Annotated in this window: 5 protein-coding genes; 3 read left to right on the forward strand and 2 right to left on the reverse strand. The window is 43.3% G+C overall.

All coding sequences use genetic code 11. From position 1 onward, the window contains the following. Positions 1–10: 10 nt before the first annotated feature. Both murD and F6K64_RS13080 read left to right on the forward strand, forming a co-directional pair. On the forward strand, positions 11–1423 hold the full coding sequence (gene murD, locus F6K64_RS13075; RefSeq protein WP_008182378.1) for a UDP-N-acetylmuramoyl-L-alanine--D-glutamate ligase: 1413 nt from the start codon (positions 11–13) through the stop codon (positions 1421–1423). A gap of 41 nt (positions 1424–1464) precedes the next feature. Then, positions 1465–4752: a patatin-like protein gene (locus F6K64_RS13080; protein WP_287265539.1), complete on the forward strand. Its 3288-nt coding sequence runs from the start codon at positions 1465–1467 to the stop codon at positions 4750–4752. A gap of 46 nt (positions 4753–4798) precedes the next feature. Here the strand turns inward: F6K64_RS13080 and F6K64_RS13085 are convergent, their stop codons facing one another. Both F6K64_RS13085 and F6K64_RS13090 read right to left on the reverse strand, forming a co-directional pair. Then, complete coding sequence (locus F6K64_RS13085) at positions 4799–4936, reverse strand: hypothetical protein (RefSeq protein ID WP_154659748.1); 138 nt, start codon at positions 4934–4936, stop codon at positions 4799–4801. 19 nt (positions 4937–4955) lie between these two features. Further along, complete coding sequence (locus F6K64_RS13090; RefSeq protein WP_287251228.1) at positions 4956–5363, reverse strand: ArsR/SmtB family transcription factor; 408 nt, start codon at positions 5361–5363, stop codon at positions 4956–4958. Positions 5364–5912: 549 nt separating this feature from the next. On the opposite strand from F6K64_RS13090, the gene F6K64_RS13095 reads away from it, so the two are divergent. Beyond that, positions 5913–7319 (forward strand): hypothetical protein, encoded by a 1407-nt coding sequence (locus F6K64_RS13095; protein WP_287265540.1) that lies wholly within the window; start codon positions 5913–5915, stop codon positions 7317–7319. Positions 7320–7415: the final 96 nt, after the last annotated feature.

Raw genomic sequence — 7415 nt, forward strand, 5'->3', positions numbered from 1 at the left:
CAATCAAAGTATGCCTAAGGCTGATGTTATTGGATTAGGACGGTCAGGTCTTGCAGCCGCAAGACTCCTAAGAAAAGAAGGTTGGGATGTCACTCTCAGCGATGCCGCTAGCCCTGAACGCATCGCTGCACGTTATACCCCAGAAGACTGGCAACACCAACAACAACAGCTTGCCAGAGACGGAATTAACCTTAAACTGGGTTATTCCCTAACCCTAGACTCTTCAGACTTACCCCAGCTAATTGTAGTTAGTCCTGGTGTTCCCTGGGATATACCAGTGTTAGTTGCGGCCAGGACCCAAGGCATTGAAACCATAGGGGAAATTGAACTAGCTTGGCGTTATCTCCAATCCTGTCCATGGGTAGCTGTTACTGGTACTAACGGCAAAACTACTACCACCTCCCTGATTGCTGCTATTTTTCAAGAAGCTGGTTTCCATGCCCCCGCCTGCGGTAACATCGGTTATGCGGCTTGCGAACTCCTGCTAGCACCAGAAATCAATGGCAAAGCCCAGGAAACATCCCCAATCGATTGGGTAATTGGGGAAATCAGTAGTTACCAAATCGAATCTTCCAAAGACCTTGCTCCTCGTATTGGTGTCTTGACAACCTTGACCCCTGACCACCTCAGCCGCCACAAAACCCTGGAAAACTATTATGACATCAAGGCATCTTTACTGCGTCGCTCCCAGTTACAAGTTATCAATGGGGATGACCCTTACCTGGGTAATTTGGGCGTAAACTACTGGCCTGATGCCTATTGGATCAGTATCACAGGTGGTCAGGGGGACAGGAATTTTCAACCTTGGGCTTACATCCAAGATGACTGGGTGATAGCAGACTCAGAACCGATCTTGCCAGTGAAATCCTTACAGATGGTCGGAGATCACAATCGACAAAATTTATTAATGGCAGTGGCAACAGCACGATTGGCAGGAATTGAGAAAAATGCGATCGCATCCGCCATTGCCAAGTTTCCTGGTGTGCCCCATCGCCTAGAAAAGGTGATTACCTGGCAGGGGATAGACTTCATCAATGATAGTAAAGCCACCAACTATGATGCGGCTCAAGTCGGTTTAGCCTCAGTAGCTGCACCGACTATTCTAATTGCTGGTGGTGAAGCCAAAGCTGGTGATGATACCAGTTGGATTGAGACCATTAAACTCAAAGCAGCGGTTGTCTTACTAATTGGTGAAGCTGCACCTGCTTTTGCAACACGCCTTAAGGAAGCTGGCTACTCCAGTTACGAAATTGTGGAAACTATGGCGAAGGCAGTACCAAGAGCAGCAGAACTAGCTCAACAGTATAATGCGGGTGTTGTCCTGCTCTCTCCCGCCTGTGCTAGCTTTGACCAATACCAAAGCTTTGAACATCGGGGGGATGATTTCCGCAGGTTGTGTCAGCAGCAGTTCAGTACTATTTAGCTAGTAACTCACGGTAACGTCCCTAATTGGAGAGCCATGTTATGTCTAGCCAAAACTTTCGCAAGCCAGAATTTAGCAGAGAACTGCGCTTAGGACTAGTGGTTTATGGTGGAGTCTCTCTAGCCATTTATATGAACGGTGTTTGCCGAGAATTTTATAATGCTGTTCGCGGTCGAGGTATCTATAAACTTGTTAAAGCTCTCACCGATTCTGATATTGTTGTTGATATTCTCTCAGGCACGTCAGCGGGAGGGATTAATGGGGTTCTGCTTAGCTACGCTTTGACCAATAGTAGTCAGGATGAAGTAATCGATTTTGAAAACTTTGCCCAAATTTGGCGGGAAAATGGCAACATCCGCAAGCTCATGCATCAACCTAGCCTTAGTCAAGGTAAAAATGATGGGGAATCTATTTTAGATGGCAAGGGCTACTATCAAGATGCCCTAGCTAAAGCCTTTGAACAAGGGCAGATTAATAAAAAGAAAGCACCCTCAGACGAGTGGGTATCTTCGTTTAATGAATTAGATTTATTTGTGACAGGAACTGATGTTATAGGACGGGTTGATACCGTTTTTGATGATACCGGACGGGTGATTGATCTTAAAGACCACCGCACTATCTTTCATCTCAAGCACCGTCAAGGTCGCAAAGAGCCCTTTAATCCCAATTTAAACCCAAACCATTCCACTGTCAAAGACACCTATCAAGCTCTGGCAAAACTGTGTCGCATTACATCGTGTTTTCCAGTTGCCTTCCCTGTAGTTACCGTTGAGTTAGATAATCCTAGCAATCAGGTCGATGCCAAGTTAGTAGAATGGGGAATCCTTAACAATCGCAAGTTACCGGAAACCCCTCCAACCGGTGGGTATCAATTGCACTTTGTGGATGGAGGGGTGCTAGATAATCGGCCTTTCAGTTATACCATCAAAGAAATGTATTATCGTGCCGACTATTATCCAGTTGAGCGCAAGTTATTTTATATCGATCCCAGTCCAGATAATTTTGCTGGCAGCCAAAAGTTTAATCAGATGCCAAAGCCTGATGTCTGGGAGGTGATCCAGGAGTCGTTGTTAGGAATACCGACCTATGAAAGTATTAGTAATGATTTGGGGTTAATCAAAGACCGTAACCAGAAAATCCAGCGCTACCAGTCTCTACTAGCAGATGCGGAATCCCCCTTATTTGCTAAGGCTGACAACTCCCAACAGACAACGCTCCCAGTTGAGACGGGAATTTATTGGCGTAGTCGTCTGATTAGCTTACGCGATCGCACATTACCTCTAGTCTTGAGAATGTCTCAAGTCAGTAGCACCAAATCTTACCAAGAAACCTTAAACAAGCAAGTCCTTTTAGATCAAATAGCTAAGCTACTGACGCAACACATTACTGAACCGGAAAAACGGGAAAATCACGACATTATTCTCCAAGACCCTAGTCAACAGATTAGCAATCTCGATATCGAATATGCCTTAAGGAAGCACTTCTATATCGTTAAAAAAGTTTGTCAGTTGATGAATCAGGATCCATCATTATCAGAGTATAAAACGCTCCAATCCCTAGCCTTAAGGCTAGGTCGTCACATTAAACTCCTAGAAGTCCTTAAGATGGCATTAACTAAGCTGTTGAATCATCCCCAGGTTAGTCAATCCTTCTATGACCTGATATCATCCTTTCAAACGAATCAAAGTTCAGAGTCTACGGATAATCTGCGTAGTCAGATTTACAACCGTCTACTCCGGTTATACCGTTTCTTGCTCGATGCTGAGGGGCTAGCAGAATTTGTACCACAAAACCATCAGCAATCTTATTTAGAAAAAGTCCCAGCCTATTTATTGCAAAAATTACCAGAAGCAGCAGAACAATTAGCTGCTAAATCTGAAACCCAGACAGTTGGAAAAACCACCATGGACTGGTTGCCCCAGCCACTAATTTCCAGCATTTTTGAACAATTTCAGCAAAAAGTTAATCAACTAGAGCAAGAACCAAATCAACTTCAAAAAATCTGGCTTGCTGAAAAATATAAAGATAACGATAATGAAAATAATGGAAAACAATACTCCTCCGTTTTGTGCAAGATAGAGGAAGCATCAGAAAAATTCATTGAACTAAGTGGGCTAAATCAGTCTGAAGAAATATTGACTCGTTTTAAACGATTTCGAGAACTCGATCAAGTTCTGTATCCCTTTGAGTATCTATCTGAAATTGAGGAAAAAGACCTGATCGAGACGATTCGGATTAGTCCAGATGATGCTCAGCTAGGTTTTGGTAAAGGGCAAAAATTAGATAGTAAACTCGCGGGAAATACCTTAAATGCTTTTGGCGGTTTCTTTAAAAAGTCTTGGCGTTCCAATGATATTATGTGGGGGCGCTTAGACGGATTAAACCGGATAGTGGAAGCTTTACTTACTCCTGAAGGTATTGCTAAGTTTCCTAATTTTTTGAAACGACAAGCTCAAGAATATAACATTCCTGAAGCGGGAGAAGAATTTGATCAGTTTAAAGAACAGTACTTAGATTTTTTAATTCAAGAGTCTTTCCCTAACGCTACGGCTGATCACCAGGATAAAATTAAAGATCATCTACGTAAGCTGGCAACTCCTAATCCAGATCTTTCTGAAGCTGATATTAAAACAATACTGGATGATTTAGTCTTGGAAGGACATCGTGATATTCTCAGCACTGACCTACAGAATGTGATTGAAGATGAAATTTCTGAACAACTAGAGTGGAGTAACCAGCGAGTTCAACCTGCTGCTCCTAACGATAGTCTAACCACAAGTCAAACCACAATACCCCAGTATAGTCTAGTTGAGGGTAGTTTTAGTGAAACCATTAGTCTACTAGCAGCTCAGGAATTAGCTAGGAAAAGCATTGACTCCTTACCCCAGGGTAAAGAAAAGTTCTTTCTCAACCATTACCAGGTGGGTTCAGAGACATTCTCAAATGATATTCCCAGTACTATCCTCACAAATCTCGCTACCCGAGCTGCCCTGATTCTGCGAGATATGCTGATCACTGTATTAGGCGATCGCACTCCAGGCTTCGGTAGTAGTTTGATCTATCAAGTCTTGAATAAATCCTTAGAACTATTTTATTGGTGGCAACAGATTAGCCAATCATCAGGGATTAAAAAGGGTGATGGTAGTCGCCAGAAGTTGATTTCCCTGGTAGTGCAAGTAGCCTTGTTGCTGATTGCTATCCTGTCTGTGGTTATTATAATATATCGGTCATGGGTATGGTTTGCGATCGCATTTCTTACTGGGGTGTTGTCTTGGCTTTTAGGGAATCCTTGGAAAGCTATAGAAGAGCGATTAATTATCAAGGATTAATTATCAAGTATGTGTGCGTTGACGTAGCGATTCTCCTTTCGAGACACTACGTCAACCCATAGCTGTTTGCCCCATCTCCCGCTAACCCTTTCGGGCAAAGCCCGACGCTGCGCGAACGGGTATAACGGGAGGGGAATTGGAGTTGAATGATGGGCAATAGTTCGGGAGTAATCACAATTACCAATTACCAATTACCAAGGTCACTAAAAAGATTGCTGCATCGCTTTGAGTTGCTCTAGCTGTTGATGTTGTTGCTCTATTTGCAGTGACAGGGAATCACACACTAGCTCACATAGCTCAAAGATAAAGGGATTAGCTATTTGGTAGAAGACATTGATTCCTTGTTGATTGCGAGTTACAATCCCTGCTTTAGCCAGGATTTTTAAATGCTTGGATACATTGGCTTGACCTAAGCCTGTTTCTTCGATAATTTGACTAACATTTTTTGAGCCGGACTTCAGACAACAGATAATCTGCAAGCGACTTACTTCAGATAAGACTTTAAAGAAATCAGCGATCAGGGTCAAGGAAGTAGGGGATAACTGGGATATCTCACAGTCTGGAGGTTGCTCAGTCCTCAGAGAGGATTTTGGCAAAGAACTTTTAAGCATAATAGATTGGCTGACAGTGGGAATCAAGACTAGGCTTTATCTATTATATTATTATACGGTAGTCTTAGGGAGTAGGGAGTAGGGAGTAGGGAATAGGGAGTAGGGAATAGGGAATAGGGAATAGGGAATAGCGATTTATGAATTTATTACTATCTAATACTACTAATAAAAAACCGTATTTTTACCTATATAACATTTTTATTTATTACCAAAAAAACGCTTTAAAAGAAATTACTTAAATCATAAAAATAATAGCTAAAATACCATCAATACAAAAAATAAAGATACAATAAAAAACAGGCGTTACTGATTAATGGGATGATTGAGGGTAATTAGTAATTGGTAAGCTGTTGCCCATTTAAATTGGATATTATTCAGTTATAAAAATAATCCCCTGCTCCCTGCTCCCTGCTCCCTGCTCCCTGCTCCCTGCTCCCTGCTCCCTGCTCCCTGCTCCCTACTCCCTACTCCCTAAAACCAAAGATTTTGTACCTCACCCCAAAAGAACACTCCCTAACAGTTGTATCTAGTCCTAAAGTCAAAATAACAATGTCTAGCGATTTCCGGCTTCGTACACTCAAACCTCAATATGAACAACTTTTTGCGACTTGTCAGCTCAGGCGAAGCTGCCTAGAGCCAACTGGCCGCATTGCTCAAGAAATCCTCCAACGGCGAGGAGACTACGGATTTGTGGAACGGCAAACGGGAGTGCCTTGGTGGTTTGTCGGAATTTTGCACTATCGAGAGCTGGACTTTCGAGACGCTCACTTGCACAATGGCGATTCTTTAACTAATAGAACAATTCGCTACCCACAAGGACGACCCATTGCTCCACCAGCTAACGGACAAGGATACACCTTTGTTGAGAGTGCCATTGATGCACTGCGCTGGAAACAGTTCCACACTGCCAAAGACCACTCAATCGCAGCAATGCTATGGGGGTTTGAGCTGTGGAATGGTTTCCGTGATGCTAAGGGGGGGAATAATTCCGAGTACCTCTGGAATGGCACCAATCACTTTAGTAGCTCACAGCATTGGAATCAATCCCTGGTAGGCAACAGTAATGACTCCTATGGTCAAGGGCACAAGATCGGAGCAGCAGCAATTGTTTGGTATCTGTATTACCAAGGAATGCTCGATCAACCGTTAGAGTTTGCCAGTCCACAAACTTCTGTTAATTGGCAACAGCCAACCAACACCGGATCAATTCAGTTCCTGGATCTGCTCAGAGGTTATGGGAAACTACCTCATCAAGATGCAGCACTAGCTTGGCTGCAACAACAGCAATCGCCATCAGTGCTCACTGAATTTGCTCGTCGCTGGCAAGATGATGCTGATCGCAAATTAGTGTCTGTGGGGAAGTCTGCTGTTGTACAACTCCCCAATGGCACTCAGTTACCGACTAATGTTGTACTTCCGCAACAATCTAAGACACCAGACAGTCGAGGCACTAGCCCACAGACAGGGATTAGGCTAAGAGTACTGAGCGATACTGTGTTTAAAACAAGCACCCAACAGTCCTATCAGCTGAAAGACTCACAAAAAGTTTTCGTCAAGGCAAACACTGAGTTTGAGATTACATCGGATCAGCCAGCAGAGAATAAGCATATTCAGGTTGTCCTGGCCAATGTTGCTTTAGGCACACCACCATTAAAAACCTGGTACGTCTTCTGTGACCATGTTGAAATTGAAGGCAGTGAACCCAATAACGCACCTAAGGATCAACAACAATCTGACTTAATTAAGATTAACTCTGACAAGACTGGTCCAATTCAGTTGCCTGGATATGACAAAACGGTTTACCTATCGGAGGCGATTATCACTGGTGGTCACTTTAGTTGGGCAGAGGCAACCAAAAATGGTACCCGCATTCCTACGGAGAAAAGTATTGTGGAGGGCATTCTCAGAATTGCTGAGGTAATGGAGGTTAGTAGACAGTTATGCAAAGTGTCATAAAGTCTAGTAAAGTCTTTTCATAATTGTTAGAATAGAGACATGACACTAGTACCACGACCTAAGGCGGTCGAACTTACGGGACTCTCTCAAACCACT

The sequence above is a fragment of the Moorena sp. SIO3A2 genome (genome assembly GCF_010672265.1).
Lineage (GTDB): Bacteria > Cyanobacteriota > Cyanobacteriia > Cyanobacteriales > Coleofasciculaceae > Moorena > Moorena producens.